At 42.8% G+C, this 14,392-nt stretch carries 14 protein-coding genes; 6 read left to right on the forward strand and 8 right to left on the reverse strand.

Features of this window, described 5'->3' with window-relative positions:
- Positions 1–11 precede the first annotated feature (11 nt).
- Both HFU86_RS03035 and HFU86_RS03040 read right to left on the reverse strand, forming a co-directional pair.
- The gene (locus HFU86_RS03035; protein ID WP_132497131.1) at positions 12–704 is read right to left on the reverse strand and encodes a fimbrial biogenesis chaperone; all 693 of its coding nucleotides are present in this window, start codon (positions 702–704) and stop codon (positions 12–14) included.
- A 52-nt stretch (positions 705–756) separates the two neighbouring features.
- The gene (locus HFU86_RS03040) at positions 757–1,350 is read right to left on the reverse strand and encodes a fimbrial protein (RefSeq protein WP_006663314.1); all 594 of its coding nucleotides are present in this window, start codon (positions 1,348–1,350) and stop codon (positions 757–759) included.
- A 647-nt stretch (positions 1,351–1,997) separates the two neighbouring features.
- On the opposite strand from HFU86_RS03040, the gene HFU86_RS03045 reads away from it, so the two are divergent.
- Positions 1,998–2,420 (forward strand): DoxX family protein, encoded by a 423-nt coding sequence (locus tag HFU86_RS03045; protein ID WP_132497171.1) that lies wholly within the window; start codon positions 1,998–2,000, stop codon positions 2,418–2,420.
- 61 nt (positions 2,421–2,481) lie between these two features.
- Here HFU86_RS03045 and HFU86_RS03050 read toward each other — a convergent pair whose 3' ends face one another.
- Genes HFU86_RS03050 through HFU86_RS03060 form a run of 3 tightly spaced genes read right to left on the reverse strand, consistent with a single transcriptional unit; the run spans position 2,482 to position 5,668 of the window.
- Positions 2,482–3,297, reverse strand: coding sequence for a nucleotidyltransferase domain-containing protein (locus tag HFU86_RS03050; RefSeq protein WP_442959158.1), 816 nt, complete (start codon positions 3,295–3,297; stop codon positions 2,482–2,484).
- A 23-nt stretch (positions 3,298–3,320) separates the two neighbouring features.
- The gene (locus tag HFU86_RS03055; RefSeq protein ID WP_132497170.1) at positions 3,321–4,547 is read right to left on the reverse strand and encodes an RtcB family protein; all 1,227 of its coding nucleotides are present in this window, start codon (positions 4,545–4,547) and stop codon (positions 3,321–3,323) included.
- Between the two features lie 2 nt (positions 4,548–4,549).
- Positions 4,550–5,668: a slipin family protein gene (locus HFU86_RS03060; protein WP_187128707.1), complete on the reverse strand. Its 1,119-nt coding sequence runs from the start codon at positions 5,666–5,668 to the stop codon at positions 4,550–4,552.
- 480 nt (positions 5,669–6,148) lie between these two features.
- On the opposite strand from HFU86_RS03060, the gene rtcR reads away from it, so the two are divergent.
- Together rtcR and rnz are read left to right on the forward strand one after the other, a co-directional pair.
- A complete protein-coding gene (rtcR, locus tag HFU86_RS03065) occupies positions 6,149–7,729 on the forward strand; it encodes an RNA repair transcriptional activator RtcR (RefSeq protein ID WP_187128708.1) in 1,581 nt (526 codons plus the stop codon).
- Positions 7,730–7,759: 30 nt separating this feature from the next.
- A complete protein-coding gene (gene rnz / locus HFU86_RS03070) occupies positions 7,760–8,674 on the forward strand; it encodes a ribonuclease Z (protein WP_187129814.1) in 915 nt (304 codons plus the stop codon).
- 61 nt (positions 8,675–8,735) lie between these two features.
- On the opposite strand, the gene HFU86_RS03075 is transcribed toward rnz, so the two are convergent.
- Together HFU86_RS03075 and deoC are read right to left on the reverse strand one after the other, a co-directional pair.
- The gene (locus HFU86_RS03075; RefSeq protein WP_132497167.1) at positions 8,736–9,515 is read right to left on the reverse strand and encodes a DeoR family transcriptional regulator; all 780 of its coding nucleotides are present in this window, start codon (positions 9,513–9,515) and stop codon (positions 8,736–8,738) included.
- A 46-nt stretch (positions 9,516–9,561) separates the two neighbouring features.
- On the reverse strand, positions 9,562–10,230 hold the full coding sequence (gene deoC / locus HFU86_RS03080) for a deoxyribose-phosphate aldolase (RefSeq protein ID WP_036955058.1): 669 nt from the start codon (positions 10,228–10,230) through the stop codon (positions 9,562–9,564).
- 183 nt (positions 10,231–10,413) lie between these two features.
- On the opposite strand from deoC, the gene rbsK reads away from it, so the two are divergent.
- The 3 genes from rbsK (at position 10,414) to HFU86_RS03095 (ending at position 13,883) form a co-directional block, all read left to right on the forward strand.
- Positions 10,414–11,334: a ribokinase gene (rbsK, locus tag HFU86_RS03085; protein WP_006663306.1), complete on the forward strand. Its 921-nt coding sequence runs from the start codon at positions 10,414–10,416 to the stop codon at positions 11,332–11,334.
- Positions 11,335–11,494: 160 nt separating this feature from the next.
- Positions 11,495–12,802, forward strand: a complete 1,308-nt coding sequence (fucP, locus tag HFU86_RS03090; protein WP_108479327.1) for an L-fucose:H+ symporter permease — start codon at positions 11,495–11,497, stop codon at positions 12,800–12,802.
- Between the two features lie 64 nt (positions 12,803–12,866).
- On the forward strand, positions 12,867–13,883 hold the full coding sequence (locus HFU86_RS03095; protein ID WP_187128709.1) for an aldose 1-epimerase family protein: 1,017 nt from the start codon (positions 12,867–12,869) through the stop codon (positions 13,881–13,883).
- 44 nt (positions 13,884–13,927) lie between these two features.
- Here HFU86_RS03095 and HFU86_RS03100 read toward each other — a convergent pair whose 3' ends face one another.
- A complete protein-coding gene (locus tag HFU86_RS03100; protein ID WP_187128710.1) occupies positions 13,928–14,335 on the reverse strand; it encodes a DUF2750 domain-containing protein in 408 nt (135 codons plus the stop codon).
- Positions 14,336–14,392 lie beyond the last annotated feature (57 nt).

Consider the following 14,392-nt stretch of genomic DNA (forward strand, 5'->3'; position numbering starts at 1 on the left):
GGTTTCTTCTGTTAAAGCTGAAGGTTTTTAGATTTGAAAACACCATAATCATCAACATAAGTCAGAATAAGATTGCTACCTTTTAACTGCTTTTTTAAAGGCAGTGTTTTGGATGTGTGTGGTGGAACCATCTCTGAATCAACAAGCGCTGTTTTTTTATCTTCAGGCGTTGTAATAGCAGCAATAGTAAAGTGGTATTGGGAGTTATTATTCACGACAATACCGTTATTATTTAGCTGGTAATTAATATTGTCCGTGATATTTTCAGGTAATTCAGTTAATCCCTTAGGTCGATAAAATAATTTTATTCTTGAACGCGCCGCTAATTGAATGACATTTTTCCCTTTCATTGAATCTGGCGCTTTAGGAATATCTAGGACATTTAAATAAAAAACACTTTCAACATTATCTGGAAGTTTTCTGTCTGTTTTTTTAATTTTTAATTGTTGGCCTTGTAAACCCTCTATTTTGATAATAGGAGGATAAAGATAAAATGGTGCATCTGAATTTTCAGGTGTTGAGTTTATATTACCATCATCAATCCATGATTGAACTAATGACGGTGTGTTACTGTTATTAGTTAATTGCACAGACATGCTTTGTGCAGCTTCTGGATATATAATCCTTGTTCCTGTAATAATAACGTTTGAAAATGTTTCTTTAGAAAATAATAAAAGAAGTAAGAATAATAGTTTTATTTTCATAATAAATTCTCACTAAAAGCTAGGTTCAGAGGAACCTAGCTTGAGTTTATTGTTATAGATACGAAACGGTATAAACAACGTTTGATTGCAGCGCACCGACAGATGCGGCAGTCGCATTTGTTTTGTAGTAGCTAGCAATTAAGTTCAATGTTGCACCCGCAGCTGAAGTGGTATTGGCTGCGGTTAACTGAGTATCAAAGGTCGTATTTAATGGAATAGCAACGGTTGGTGATCCAGTCTGTGACAAGCTAAAGCCCACGTTACGAGCAACGGCCGGATCATTTTCGTTCACTGTTGTATTCATTAAATACAGGCCTGAAGGCGAAATATTACTTGAAGAGAAGTGAAGTTTTAATGTCCCTGCTGGCGTACCTCCACCAACAATTGCACAGTTTGAAAAGGTAAGCCCAAAGGCTTTTTGGTTTTTTGTAATAACTGTACTTGCCGTTGTTCCTGCATCAGAAGATATAATCGGATCTAAAGCAATCGACATATCAGCGCTGTTATTACCATTAATCGTACAGGTAGTATCACTAATTGCACCGGAGAAAGAAATAATACCTCCAGGGCTATTTGTGGCAGCAATTACTGAGCCAGATAACACGGATAAGGACAGTATTGATAGAGAAAGTATATGTCTAGGCATAATTAACCCCATCGAGGTTCTCGATTAATTAAAATAAGTGATTTTTTTTGCGAGTCAGAATTAACTAGCTTTTTAAGCTTAGACAAGGTTTAAAGATCTTCAAGATATGTAAAGTGGAATTAATAGGTTTATAAATCCAATGATTTCAAATTTTCGGAGTAAAATTCTGTATTTTTTATTCTTTATTGTTCAATGTGCTGAATTTTTGCTTGTAATGAGTGATGTTACTTAGTTAAGTATAGATAATATAAGGAATATTTTATTTTGTGATTTTGTTTCTATTTTATTTTTATTCTGGATTTTTTTGTTTCTATTTATCTTCAATATTTAAACAAGTAAAAAGAGTATTATTTTTTTAATATTTTTGTTTAATTAATTAAAAATTTATTGAGTAATTAGTCTCATTAATTATATGGTTAATTTTTGATGAGGTGTTTTTCAATTTAACTGCCATTGAGTTATGGAGTTCAAAAAATTAGTTCAAGAAAAGAGAGCATAAACTCTATTTTTGAATAAGAAATAGTGGATTAAAAATAACTAGAATTACCTTGATATAGATGAATAAAATGAAAATTAAAACAATTCTCATTTCTGATTTTTGAACCATAATGATAAGTAACATAACGTAGAGAGATGGGGGATGCAAAATGGTCGGACTTTTCAATCGTTGTTTGTCACATGAAGACGCAGGAAAATTGCTGTTGCGCTTAGCTGTGGGTGGGTTAATGCTATTTCACGGAATGAGCAAGTTGCTAACAGGTGCGAGTGGCATCAAAGGGTTGTTAGCCTCTTATGGTTTACCTGAATTTATTGCTTACGGCACAATTTTGGGTGAAGTGGTCGCTCCTATTTTTATTGTGTTGGGTATTTTAACCCGACCATCTGCATTGTTAGTGGCGTTCACGATGGTTGTTGCATGGTTAATGGTGGGGTTAGATAAAACGTTCTTACTGGATAAAACAGGGGCATGGGCGATTGAGAGTATCGTTTATTTCTTTGTGAGTGCGCTGGCGATTGCGTTACTAGGGGCAGGGAAATTCTCTGTGGTAAAAAGTGAGAATTGGCGATAAATAGCGTGGAATAGTGAAAAGGGCATCGAAATCGATGCCCTTTGTTTGATAACGAGAAACGCTATTTAGCACTAAATTCTAAGATGGTTTTCTGTAAGAACGCATCTAACAGGCGACTATTTTTACAAGACGGCTCTGGAAATTGGTAGCGTTCCATGCTGTCTATGGTTTCTTGGATTAAGGCATCAATAGCGGGTCTGCGAGCACCATACAGGCATTCTTTGCCTCGACCTTTTATCTCTAGCAGCGTATTAATTTCCGTTAATACATCCTTTTGTCTCACACATGCCGCGACTAAATCACGAAAAGCCATCGGTGGCATATTTTTATGGTTCTCTATCCATCGCAAAGCTAATACTGACCGTAAGATATAAAAGTATTTTTTTAATCTCACTTCTTCGCCCTTCAAATCAGTGTGTAAGTTCCTTTTACTGATAGAAAGATAGTGATAACGCGCCTTTAACGGCGAGTAAAATTGTTCAGCCAATGATTCTAACTGAGCAAAAAAGTCCTCATCTTTATGATAAACAATCGGCGACTGTAACCATTCAATTAATGCGGGGTTGGAATTACGCATCAGTTTTAAGGCTTTTGATAATTCCCAACCCGACACATCTAGCTCGTCGTCAATCGGCTTTTCTATCACATCACGCTTTCTATCGAGTGTCAGATACCAATCGAGGGAATGCACATAGATAAAGCGCACATCATAATCACTGTCTTGTGAGGCAAATCCCCAACCACGACTACCGGATTCACAGGCAAATAATATTTTGACTTGGTGAGTGCGTTCTATCTCGCTTAATGTTTCACGTATCCTTTCTTGCATAAGCATGGATACGCCATCACTCATTTTTTCCATGCTGCTACTTTTCATCTTTTTTACTCCTAAAGGGGGTATTACCCCTTCACACACACTACTTGGCGTAGCGTATGCACAATTTCTACCAGCGATGATTGGGCTGCCATAACTGCATCAATGTCTTTATACGCCATTGGAATTTCATCAATCACATCGCTATCTTTTCGGCACTCAACATGGGCGGTCGCTATCTTTTGGTCGCTCACGGAAAAACGTTTTTTAGCTTCTGTTCGGCTCATTACGCGCCCTGCGCCGTGGCTACATGAGCAAAAACTCTCTTCGTTTCCTAGACCGCGAACAATAAAGCTTTTGGCTCCCATTGAGCCTGGAATGATCCCCATTTGCCCTTTTTGGGCAGATACAGCCCCTTTTCGAGTCACCAAAATTTCTTCACCAAAATGTTGCTCTTTTTGCACATAGTTATGGTGGCAGTTTACGGCTTCTTGCTGGGTCATAAACGGTTTGGTGATTTCTTTTGATAGCGCTTCCAGTACGCGATGCATCATTACTTCACGGTTATGACGGGCAAAATCTTGTGCCCAACCTACGGCTTCCATATAGTCGTTGAAGTATTGACTTCCTTCTTGAAAGTACGCCAAATCGCGATCGGGTAAGTTGGCGATATGCTGCTGCATATCTTTTTGCGCCAAGGTAATAAACAAGTTACCAATCGCATTTCCCACGCCGCGAGACCCGCTATGTAGCATCACCCAAACGCGGTTTTGCTCATCCAAACACAGCTCAATAAAGTGGTTCCCTGTTCCCAACGTCCCTAAGTGGTTGTAATGGTTTGTCCCACGTAGCTTCGGGTACTTATCGCAGATGCGTTTGAACTCTTCATCTAGCTGCGCCCAGTGGGTATCCACAATATCAGGGGCACGATGCCAAGCGCCTTTATCTCGACCGTGTCGATGAGTGGTTCGCCCATGAGGTACTGCCGCTTCAATGGCAAAACGAATATTTTGCAGGCTATCTGGCAAATCCGATGCGGTTAGCGATGTACGCACCGCAATCATTCCACACCCAATATCCACGCCAACCGCCGCAGGGATAATCGCCCCTTTGGTTGGGATCACGCTCCCGATAGTGGAACCTTTACCCACATGCACGTCCGGCATCACTGCGAGGTGTTTAAAGATAAACGGCATTTTTGCGGTGTTTTGCAATTGGGTCACTGCCGCAGGGTCAACAGGGACTCCGTGAGTCCACATTTTTACTGGCGCACTATTAGGTTGCATGATTTGGTTAAAGTTATTGTTATTCATTGTTATTCCTTAATTTTTACCAATCCGTTTAATACTTGGTCCAATCCACCGTAAACGGAAATTTGGTCGATTCGATGTGCAATATTTTCTAAGGTTTCGAGCTCTTTCAAACGCAAGGCAATAGGGTTGTTTTCCATCACTTTGGCGGTATTCAACAGTGAACGGGTGGCGGCGGTTTCTTCGCGGCGACGGATCACGTTGGCTTGCGCTGATTTTTCGGCTTCTACTACCTGAGACAAGATGGTGCGCATGTCTCCCGGTAAAATAATATCTTTCACGCCAATGCTATCGATTTCTAAACCGAAGGTGAGGGCGGTTTGTACCACATGCTCCATCATCAGCTGGTCGATTAACTGCTTGTTTTCCAACAGTTCATCTAAGGTACGTGTGCCGATAATTTCACGCAGGGCAAATTGCAGCTCGCGATATAAATAATCTACCGGTTGGCTCAATTTGGATAACGCCAACAGAATGTCGGCATAGCGCCAGTTTGCCGATAAGTTAACACGTAAAGTCACTTTATCTTTGGTCAAGATTTCCTGACCACTGACTTCCAAAGCCTGTAATCGGGTATCAATCACGTCCACTTCAGGTTTGCGACAAATCTTCCAATAGCCGTAAGTGCCGGGTTGCAAAATGGATTGAATTTCACCATCTAATTTGAAGATACCTTCATGCCATGCAGGAACTTGGCTGATTAACGCCAGATCGGTACCTTTGATGCGTTTTTTACCCGCCAAACGCGCCAGTAATGTTGGGTTGATAACCACATCGTCCGTAGATTGGGTTTCGATGCGCAAGGTATTGCCCGTTTTCCAGTACAGTCGGCGCGTCGCGGGCGCTAAAATTTCATTCAAGCTGTTATGCAAATAAACAAAGCCCATTTCATCATCTGCAAGAGTGATATCCACACAGTATTCTTCAACCCAATCAGGGTGAAACTGGCGTAAATGTTCAGAGAGTTTCTCTTCGATCGGATCATTATTCAGTTCAAATTGAGTCACTGTCAGTTTATTAAATAAATCATAGAGGCGATGTTCGCCAGCCACGAACAGTTGCTTGAAGTCGCCTTTGTGTGAAGTCAGTGCAATGTATCCCTGTGCCACGTTAATTTTAGTCATTATTATTTTCCTTTTTATTTATTGAGGTGTTATCGAAATCATCGACGAAGCGAGGAGGGAAACAATCGAGCGCCATACGGCTGTCTACTGTTTTGCTCAATGCCCGGTGCGATGACTCGGATAACACTGTGTGGCGAAACGGCAACCACGTTTTATTCATTTGGTTTTGAATGTCGGGACTCGAACCCGATAGCGCATGCTATTACCAGATAGGTCTTACCAACGGCGGAATACAGACCATGAAGTGGGGCTAGCCACCATGTCTGCACCGGTAGAACTGAAGTTCTGACAAATTCCGGTAGTGGACAGTCAGACTATTGCCAGATGCGTGCCAACTTTCTAAAAATGCCATTAAATATTTTTAATTAATTGATAATTAACATTTAATTATTTTTATGATTTTTCCGGTGCCATTGTTTATCAGAATGACTTATGCTTATTTATATATTTTTATATCGTAACTTATAAATATTTATAAATATGAATCAAAAAAGAAAAGTGGTTATTGGCGTATTGGGGACTGTGCTTGATAGACGCGGTAAAAAAGCCAATCGCTGGAAAAAATGGCGCCCTACTGTGGGGCTGTGCCAGCAAGCAGATTTAGATATTCACCGTTTTGAGCTAATTCATCAGGTGAACGACTACTCGCTCGCGTGCCGGGTGAAAGAAGATATTGAGCAGGCATCACCGAAAACTGAGGTGATACTGCGTGAAGTGGATATTGCGGATCCGTGGGATTTTGAAGAGGTCTACACTTCACTGCTGGATTTTTCTGCGGACTACCCTTTCGACACAGAAAACGAAGAGTATTTGGTGCATATCACGACAGGCACCCACGTGGTACAAATCTGTTGGTTCTTGTTGACGGAAGCCCACTATCTGCCTGCAAAATTGCTCCAAACTTCACCGACTCGCGGGGAACGGGAAACCGATCCTGTGGGTATGTACGCGGTGATTGATCTTGATTTAAGCCGTTATGCGCAGATCACCAGCCGCTTTGATAGCCAGCAGCAAACTCAGTTGGCATTCTTAAAAGCGGGGATCGCCACCCGTAATCAGGCGTTTAATGCCATGATTGGGCAAATCGAGCGTGTGGCACTGCGCTCTAAAGCGCCGATTTTGCTCAATGGTCCAACGGGGGCAGGTAAATCGTTTCTGGCTCGGCGAATTTATCAGTTACGCCAAGGGCGCCATCAAGTCAAAGGGCGTTTTGTGGAGATTAACTGCGCCACCTTGCGCGGTGATAATGCGATGTCCACGTTATTTGGGCATGTGAAGGGCGCATTTACGGGCGCACTTAACCCACGCCAAGGGTTACTGAAAGAGGCCGACGGCGGCATTTTATTTTTGGATGAAATTGCCGAGTTAGGGCTTGATGAGCAGGCAATGCTATTAAAAGCCATTGAAGAAAAAAGCTTTTTCCCATTTGGTTCGGACAGTGAAATTCAAAGTGATTTTCAGTTGATAGCTGGCACCCATCGCAACCTTGCCGAGTGGGTGGAAGAGGGAAAATTCCGCGAAGATTTATTCGCCCGTATTAATATGTGGACGTTTGCGCTGCCAGGGCTGGCGGATCGCCGTGAGGATATTGAGCCGAATATCGATTATGAACTGGCAAAATTCTGCCAAGCGCAGCAGAGCCAAATCCGTTTTGATAGAGAAGCACGTCAACTTTATGTTCAGTTTGCTTGCTCCCCTCAAGCTGCATGGCGAGGTAACTTCCGTGAATTAGGCGCTTCAATTTCCCGTATGGCAACCTTCGCCGAACGAGGGCGTATTACGCAGTCTGTGGTGGAAGAAGAAATTCAGCGCCTGAGTCAGCAGTGGCAGCCGAAATCTAAATTACAGCTTCCTACCGAAGTGGGGGAAATCGACCTGTTTGAACAGCAGCAGTTAGCCACCGTACTGGATGTGTGCCGAAAATCTTCATCATTATCAGAAGCTGGGCGCACGTTATTTGCGGTGTCTCGCCAACAGAAAAAACAGCCGAATGATGCCGACCGGCTGCGAAAGTATTTAGCTAAATTTGGATTGGATTGGAATAAAATCAATCAGATTTAAATAATAACAACGATAAAACAAGGAATTATGATGGAGCTGACTTTCTTGGGTACTAGCGCAGGTGTGCCAACAAAAGAGCGCAATGTCACCAGTATGATATTAAATTTAGTCGGTATCCGTAAAAGCTACTGGCTCTTTGACTGTGGCGAAGGTACTCAGCACCGAATCTTAAACAGCCCTTTTAAAACACCCAAAATCGAGAAGATTTTTATTACCCATTTACACGGTGACCATATTTTTGGGTTGCCAGGATTGCTGTGTAGCCGCTCTATGGGGGGAACGACGGATCCCTTGACGCTATATGGGCCAAAAGGGCTGAAGCAGTATGTGGAAACTGTTTTATCAGTGAGCGACTCCTATATGACTTATCCTCTTGAAATTGTAGAAATTGAGGCAGGTAAGTTATTTGATGATGGGGAGATGGTCGTCACTGCGTATCGGTTGGATCACCGAGTAGAATGTTATGGCTATCGTATTGAAGAACATCCAAAACCGGGGGCGCTAAATGTGCAAAAACTGGAGCAAGATGGGATCCCTCGCGGGCCTTGGATGCAGGCGCTGAAAAAGGGCGAAGTGATTGAGTTAGAAGATGGTCGCACCGTGAATGGAGCTGACTACCTTGGTGAGCCAGTTGCAGGTAAAGTAGTGGCGATTTTTGGGGATACCATCCCAACGCCAGATGCGTTGTTATTGGCAAAAAATGCTGATGTGATGGTGCATGAGACTACGCTAGAAGTGGCGCTGGAGTCGAAAGCCAATGAACATGGGCACTCTTCGACCCGTCAAGCTGCGCAGCTAGCCAAGCTAGCGGGGGTAAAACGGTTTATTGCGACGCACATTAGTGGACGTTATGGCTCGGATGAAATTCCGCGTTTACTGGCGGAGTGCCAAGCTGAGTTTCCTGAGACGCAGATTGCGGAAGATTATTTGACGGTGCGGATTTAGTTTTTAAGCAATCGACACGCATAAGGAAAACGTGTCGATTTTTTGAATAAGTAGCATCAGGTTAGTAAATCACTTTCACAAACCCATTGCGGCAATATGTTTCGTATTCATCACTGAGTTGCCGATTTGTGACAATCACATCAAACTGGGATAGTTCGCCCATATTGGCGGTCGCCACTTCATCAAACAGATTGTAAGGCGCTAATAAAATCTTACGGATAGATTTTTCCATGCCTTTCTTTTTCATCGGTAAATCATCGAGATTATAGCAAGTCACCCCATACGCACTGTGAACGCCAGTGGCGGACATAAATGCTTTTTTGGGGTTAATGGAATCTAATAACGAAGGCAGCGTTGGGCTGTAAAAAGAATCACTTTTTGGGCGGTATTCCCCACCACACAGTAGCGCCGTGGCATTTTTTTTCTGGCTCAATGCGAGAAAAACGTTATGAGAATAACAAATTCCGGTAAAGCTAATTTCTTCTGGGATTAAGGCTATTAAGGTCGCCATTTCGATGCCATTGTCGAAAAAGATCACATCGTCTTCACTGACCATACTGGCGGCTAAATTTGGGATATACAGCTCTTCAGTTTGATCTGGCGTGAAAATATCGGCATGGGGTTCGTGAGGGGCTAAAGCGGTAGGTTGAGTGACAGAAACAATATAGCCACCAAGCAGTGACATTGGGATAGGGCCTTCGGTGTCCGCATTGAGATCTCGGCGAATGGTCATTTCAGAGACTTCGAGTATTCTCGCGGCTTCTTTAAGATGAATGCGTCCTGAACGTTTAATACATTCACTTAATCGGCGAAGGCGTTCTTTTTGTTTAGTTTCTATCACCCTGCAATCCTTTTTATGATGGCGCGGACGAACCGCGCCCCGTTGTTTAGTAGTCACTTGGAGTGGTATTTTCTCCCGTCACAATAGCGACACTCGCACTTGCACCAACGCGGTTAGCACCAGCTTCAATCATCTTAATTGCGGTTTCACGCGTACGTACGCCACCGGATGCTTTGACGCCAATTTCATTACCAACCACTTTGCGCATTAAAGCGACGTGATGCTCAGTGGCACCCATTGTACTGAATCCTGTTGAAGTTTTCACAAATCCAACGTTAATTGTGCGGCAAATTTCACAAACCTGTGTGATTTCTTCATCAGTTAACAGGCAAGTTTCGAGGATCACCTTTAATGTTGCCTTACCACAAGCCGCAAAAACAGCTTCGATATCTTGACGAACAAAGTCTAAATCACCGCTTTTCAGCATGCCTACGTTGATGACCATATCCACTTCATCGGCACCACGGCGCACTGCTTCAGCTGCTTCAAACGCTTTGGCTTCTGTTAAACATGCGCCTAATGGGAAACCAACAACACAGCACACCATCACATCGCTATCTTTTAAACATTCGCTTGCCAATGGTACATAGCCAGTGTTAACACACACAGAGGCAAAGTGATGCTCTGCGGCTTCTGCACATAACGTTTTGATATCGTTAACTGTTGCGTTGGCAGCCAATAAAGTGTGATCAATATATTTCGCTAAATCTTGCATTTTAAACCTTCCTATATGACGTTTTTCAGAATAGATGTGGAATAGGTAACAAAGAATGAGGAAATGTGGCAGATATAACACTTGATCATTCGTTATTCGAGATCCTAATCACAAATGATATTTTTGCAACATGATAATGTTATGATTATATCATTATGTGATTTATTTAACACGAGGGACATTATGGATATAGCAGTTATCGGTTCAAACATGGTCGATTTGATCACCTACATTGATCAAATGCCTAAAGAAGGGGAAACCCTCGAAGCCCCAGCCTTCAAAATCGGTTGTGGCGGTAAAGGGGCAAATCAAGCTGTTGCCGCAGCAAAATTAAACTCCAAAGTCATTATGCTAACTAAGGTCGGTGACGACATTTTTGCGGATAACACTATTCGTAATCTTGAGTCTTACGGCATCAATACGCGTTATGTAGAAAAAGTGCCTTGCACCTCGAGCGGCGTCGCACCGATTTTTGTGAATCAAAACTCATCTAACAGCATCTTGATCGTCAAAGGGGCGAATAAGTTTTTATCCCCTGAAGATATCGACCGCGCGGCGGAAGATCTGAAAAAATGTAAATTGATCGTATTGCAGCTGGAAGTGCAGCTGGAAACGGTTTACCACGCAATTGCCTTTGGTAATAAGCACAACATCCCTGTGTTGCTTAACCCAGCGCCAGCACAACGCGCACTGGATTTAGATTACGCATGCCGTTGTGATTTCTTTGTACCGAATGAAACCGAGCTAGAAATTCTGACCAATATGCCTGTGGATACCATGGATAACGTGCGTCGTGCTGCGCAATCCCTGTTAGACAAAGGCCTGAAAAACCTGATTGTCACTTTAGGTGATAAAGGTGCGCTATGGATGACTCGCGACAGTGAGCTATTCATTCCCGCTATCAAAGTGAACGCGATTGATACCAGCGGGGCTGGGGATGCATTCATTGGTTGCTTCTCTCATTACTATGTTCATACCGGAAATATCGAAGAAGCGATGAAAAAAGCGGTTCTGTTTTCAGCCTTTAGCGTAACTGGAAAAGGCACGCAATCGTCTTACCCAAGCATCGAGCAGTTCAGTGAGTTTGTGCAGTTGAATAATTAGTACGCATCATCTTTCAAGCACCAGAAGCATTACCTGTACCCACAATATTTGCTCTGAATTTGAATGATGTTGAGCATGACCGGTTGAAATGAAGGTTGCCATTAGAGCAAAAAGCCCGTTTAACCGGTTAAAAATATAATAAAAATTATTAAGGGTTAATATGAACATCAAAAATATAACTCAGTTACCTGATGGGTACCTGAATAAGACACCTATATTCCAATTTATCCTACTTTCTTGCTTATTCCCGCTCTGGGGATGTGCAGCAGCACTGAATGATATTTTAATCACACAGTTTAAAAGCGTTTTCGAACTCAGTAACTTTGCCTCTGCATTAGTGCAAAGTGCGTTCTATGGCGGTTACTTCTTGATTGCCATTCCAGCTTCACTGGTTATCAAAAAAACCAGTTATAAATACGCGATTATGATCGGGCTTATTTTGTATATCGCGGGTTGTTCCATGTTCTTCCCTGCGTCTCATATGGCGACTTACACCATGTTTTTAGCCGCGATTTTTGCTATCGCGATTGGTTTAAGCTTCCTTGAAACCGCAGCGAATACCTACAGTTCGATGATTGGTCCAAAACAGTACGCGACTCTGCGTCTGAACATCAGCCAAACCTTCTACCCAATTGGTGCCGCAGGCGGGATCTTATTAGGTAAATATTTGGTCTTCTCTGAAGGGGAAAGCCTTCAAAACCAAATGGCAAACATGGATGCGACGCAAATCCATGAATTCCGCTTAGCGATGCTGGAAAACACCCTTGAGCCATACCGTTATATGATCATGGTATTGGTGGTTGTGATGATCCTGTTTTTACTGACTAAATTCCCGAAATGCAAAGTGGCAGAAACGGCGGAACATAAACGTCCTTCTGCACTAGATACCTTAAAATATTTAGCTAAAAACAGTCGCTTTAGAAAAGGGATCATCGCCCAGTTCTTATATGTGGGAATGCAAGTTGCCGTTTGGTCGTTCACCATCCGTTTAGCGCTGGAAATGGGGGATATCAACGAGCGTGATGCCTCTAACTTCATGGTGTACAGCTTCGCCTGCTTCTTTATCGGTAAATTTATTGCCAACATCTTAATGACTCGCTTTAACGCGGATAAGGTCCTGATTATCTATTCAATTATTGGTGTGCTGTTCCTGGTGTATGTGGCCTTTATGCCGAGCTTCACTGCGGTGTATGCAGCTGTACTGGTGAGCATCCTGTTTGGACCGTGCTGGGCAACTATCTATGCGGGTACTTTGGAAACTGTCGACAACGAGCATACTGAAATGGCGGGTGCAGTGATTGTCATGGCGATTGTTGGTGCGGCAGTTGTACCTGCTATCCAAGGCTATGTCGCGGATATCACTCACTCTCTGCAACTCTCTTTCTTAGTTTCCATGTTGTGCTTCGTCTACGTAGGAATTTACTTCGTTGGCGAACGTCGCTTTAAAGCTAAACAACAAGCCAAATAATAAACTGTGACTCAGGGTAGGCTTCCTGCCTACCCCATCTTTACCTCAAACCGTGAGTATGACAATGAACACAATTATCCCGTTACATAAACGCTTATTTACGGAAAAACCGACCTTAGTTCTGAAAAATAGCCAGTTTTCCGTTTCCGCATTTGTCTATCAATCTGGCGTGCAAGGGCTGCGTGTTGAAAACTCGCAGGGGCACTTAACCATTTTGCCATTTTTAGGGCAGATGATTTGGGATGCTGAGTTTTGCGGGCAAAATCTGAAAATGGAAAATATGTTTTCAGAACCTAAGCCTGTTCCAACTGTGATTGAAACCTATGGCTGCTTCGCCTTCCATTCTGGATTAATCAGTAATGGTTGCCCATCACCAGAAGATAACCATCCACTACACGGGGAAATGCCTTGCGCACCAATGGATAACGCATGGCTTGAATTGACGGAAAACAGCCTTACAGTGTGTGGCGAGTATGAGTATGTGATGGGCTTTGGCCATCATTATCGTGCCGCGCCGTCTGTGCAATTACATACCGATAGCGCTCTGTTTGATATTCATATGTCCGTCACTAACTTGGCATCCGTGCCAATGCCGCTTCAATATATGTGCCATATGAACTATGCCTATGTGGACGACGCCACTTTAACGCAAAATATTCCTGAACAGGCGATTAAGCTGCGTGAATCCATTCCGGGACATGTGCATCCAACTCAAAAATGGCTCGATTTTAACCAAGCGCTTAAGTCAGGCGAAGTGACACTTAATCAGCTGAATCAGCCGCAAATGTGTGACCCTGAAATTGTTTTCTTTATGGACAATTTGAGCCAATACACGGCAAATCCTGAATTTAAGATGACTTCGCCAGCGGGTAATACCTTTGTGACCCGCTTTAAAGCCAATGAACTGAATTATGCGACTCGCTGGATTTTATATAATGGAGATCAAAAAGTGGGGGCATTCGTGTTACCAGCAACCTGTCGCCCTGAAGGGTTTATTGCTGCGAAAAATAACCAAACGCTGATTTGGTTGGAGGCGGGGGAAAACCGTCAATTTACCGTGACGACGGGTGTTGAACAGTAAGTTTTGTTTTTGAGTTTTTTATGAGGCTGCCAATGCGCAGCCTTTTACTCATATTGCTGGCACTCTTCTTGTAAGTCATCGAGCACGCTCTGAGCATCAAATATCGGGGTACCCTTGCCATTAGGTAGCATCATAATTGCCGTTTTAATATTGGCGCTCGCCATGTCAGGTAATATTTCCGTCATTAAATGTTCCAACGTCATAGGAAGCGGGGAACATCCGACCCATTCATCGGTTAAACATAATTCGGCATACTCTTTTGCGGCCCATAACGGTAAAAATAAACACTGACTATCATCTTGTGCCGTGACTAAACCCTCATGGTTACCCAGTGTCCATACTTGCTCCCAATCCGCAACCTTGCCGATAAAATAGTCATATCGTTGATGAGGGTTCAGTAGTAGAACATTTTGAATTTCTTGTTTTTTAGGTGAGAAATAGACACTGTTCATTATTAGACTACCTGAAAAGTAATTGATAATTATTGAGAAAATTAAATGAATAATTGA

Origin of the sequence: Providencia sp. JUb39, from assembly GCF_012272845.1 — a bacterium.
GTDB lineage: Bacteria > Pseudomonadota > Gammaproteobacteria > Enterobacterales > Enterobacteriaceae > Providencia > Providencia lanzhouensis.

Bases quoted from the DNA above. Each gene is read 5' to 3' on its own strand.
- fucP (WP_108479327.1), top strand. From the start codon at position 11,495: ATGAACATCAAAAATATAACTCAGTTACCTGATGGGTACCTGAATAAG.
- HFU86_RS03050 (WP_442959158.1), bottom strand. From the start codon at position 3,297: ATGAAAAGTAGCAGCATGGAAAAAATGAGTGATGGCGTATCCATGCTT.
- rbsK (WP_006663306.1), top strand. From the start codon at position 10,414: ATGGATATAGCAGTTATCGGTTCAAACATGGTCGATTTGATCACCTAC.
- HFU86_RS03095 (WP_187128709.1), top strand. From the start codon at position 12,867: ATGAACACAATTATCCCGTTACATAAACGCTTATTTACGGAAAAACCG.
- deoC (WP_036955058.1), bottom strand. From the start codon at position 10,230: ATGCAAGATTTAGCGAAATATATTGATCACACTTTATTGGCTGCCAAC.
- HFU86_RS03045 (WP_132497171.1), top strand. From the start codon at position 1,998: ATGGTCGGACTTTTCAATCGTTGTTTGTCACATGAAGACGCAGGAAAA.
- HFU86_RS03055 (WP_132497170.1), bottom strand. From the start codon at position 4,547: ATGAATAACAATAACTTTAACCAAATCATGCAACCTAATAGTGCGCCA.
- HFU86_RS03035 (WP_132497131.1), bottom strand. From the start codon at position 704: ATGAAAATAAAACTATTATTCTTACTTCTTTTATTATTTTCTAAAGAA.
- HFU86_RS03060 (WP_187128707.1), bottom strand. From the start codon at position 5,668: ATGACTAAAATTAACGTGGCACAGGGATACATTGCACTGACTTCACAC.
- rtcR (WP_187128708.1), top strand. From the start codon at position 6,149: ATGAATCAAAAAAGAAAAGTGGTTATTGGCGTATTGGGGACTGTGCTT.
- HFU86_RS03040 (WP_006663314.1), bottom strand. From the start codon at position 1,350: ATGCCTAGACATATACTTTCTCTATCAATACTGTCCTTATCCGTGTTA.
- rnz (WP_187129814.1), top strand. From the start codon at position 7,760: ATGGAGCTGACTTTCTTGGGTACTAGCGCAGGTGTGCCAACAAAAGAG.
- HFU86_RS03100 (WP_187128710.1), bottom strand. From the start codon at position 14,335: ATGAACAGTGTCTATTTCTCACCTAAAAAACAAGAAATTCAAAATGTT.